Below are 1642 nucleotides of genomic sequence, written 5' to 3'. Positions count from 1 at the left end.
GAGCCAAACTAAGCAAACCTTGCAATATCAAGAGGTTAAGGCCCCCATCTCAGGTACAGTCTTTGACCTGAAGGCCAAAAATCCCGGCTTTGTTACCAACTCTACGGAGCCGGTGTTAAAGATTGTTCCAGCAGATGCCCTTGTCGCTAATGTATTCATCACTAACCAAGATATTGGCTTCGTGGAAGAGGGCATGGCTGTAGATGTGCGAATTGATTCCTTCCCCTTCAGTGAATTTGGGGACATTAAAGGGAAAGTGGTGTGGATTGGCTCCGATGCACTGCCCCCTGATGACATCTATCGCTTCTATCGCTTCCCAGCTAAGGTAAAGCTCGATCGCCAGTTCATTCAAGCCAATGGTAAGCCACTTAACTTGCAATCGGGCATGTCGGTAAGTGTTAACATCAAGGTGCGTCAGCGTCCTATCATCAGCATCTTCACTGACCTATTCCAGAAGAAATTTGATGAATTAAAGAAAACAAGATAGCAGCCTAGTGAATGTTTGAAGAGTCCCTTCTTATACCAGTTCTCCAAAAGCCAGCGACATAATCCATTAGTTCGTAGTAAGGACTTAAGTCCTTACTACAGGCTATCTATAGCTTCTGTAGCTGTAGTGCGAGGCAGTGATATTAGCCCGCATCCCCCAGCCTTTTCTTCCAAACAGGGCGAAGGGGAGTCGAATTATTTCATTAGTCCCTCTCCTAACTTGAGAGAGCATTTTAGGGTGAGGGCAACCGTAATGTGCACCTAGGCGAGGTTTAATCGGCACCAGTTAATCAGCCCTAGAAAGTCACCAACTTGTTACACCAATGGCCTACTATAGGGGTTGACTTTTCAAGAGTCATCACTTACGGAGTTATGGAGTAGTTGAGGACAGGTCATGACAGATACCATTCAGCAAGTCTTGGTAACCGGGGGAGCTGGATACGTGGGCGCAGTGCTGGTGCCCAAGCTCCTGAAGGCCGGCTATCGCGTCAAGGTCATTGACCTGTATATCTACGGTGAGCATGTCCTAGATGCCGTTAAGGATCATCCTGGTTTGGAGCAGATTAAGGGTGATATTCGCGATCGTGCTCTGCTAGAAAAAATCATGCCTGGTTGTGATGCCGTCATTCACCTTGCCTGCATCTCCAACGACCCCAGTTTTGAGTTGAACCCAGACCTGGGCAAATCCATCAACTACGATGCCTTCTTTAACCTAGTGGATGTGGCAAAAGCCAGTGGTGTCAAGCGCTTTATCTATGCCTCTTCCTCTAGCGTCTACGGCATTAAGGAAACCGAGAATGTTACCGAAGACCTAGAGCTACAACCATTGACCGACTATTCTAAATACAAAGCGCTCTGTGAAGATGTGCTGCTCTCTAAGCGGGAACCAGGCTTTGTTACCCTCATTCTGCGTCCAGCGACGGTTTGTGGCTATTCCCCCCGTCTGCGTTTGGATCTCACTGTCAACATTCTCACCAATCATGCAGTGAACAACGGCAAAATTACGGTCTTCGGTGGTACCCAAAAACGCCCTAATATTCATATCGAAGACATGACGGATCTATACGTGAAATGTTTGGCATACCCAGACGAGGCGATCGATGGCAAGATCTTTAATGCGGGATATGAAAACCACACCGTTATGGAAATTGCTGAA

The 1642-nt window shown here is 47.3% G+C and carries 2 protein-coding genes; both read left to right on the top strand.

Annotated features, from left to right (window positions below):
• On the top strand, nucleotides 1–487 hold a 487-nt coding region (locus NZ772_18645; GenBank protein ID MCS6815576.1), incomplete at its 5' end, for an HlyD family secretion protein.
• 393 nt (nucleotides 488–880) lie between these two features.
• The coding region (locus NZ772_18640) for an NAD-dependent epimerase/dehydratase (protein MCS6815575.1) at nucleotides 881–1642 on the top strand (762 nt) is incomplete at its 3' end.

The sequence above is a fragment of the Cyanobacteriota bacterium genome, from assembly GCA_025054735.1.
Taxonomy (GTDB): Bacteria; Cyanobacteriota; Cyanobacteriia; order SKYG9; family SKYG9; genus SKYG9.
This window is presented reverse-complemented; position numbering and strand designations above follow the sequence as displayed.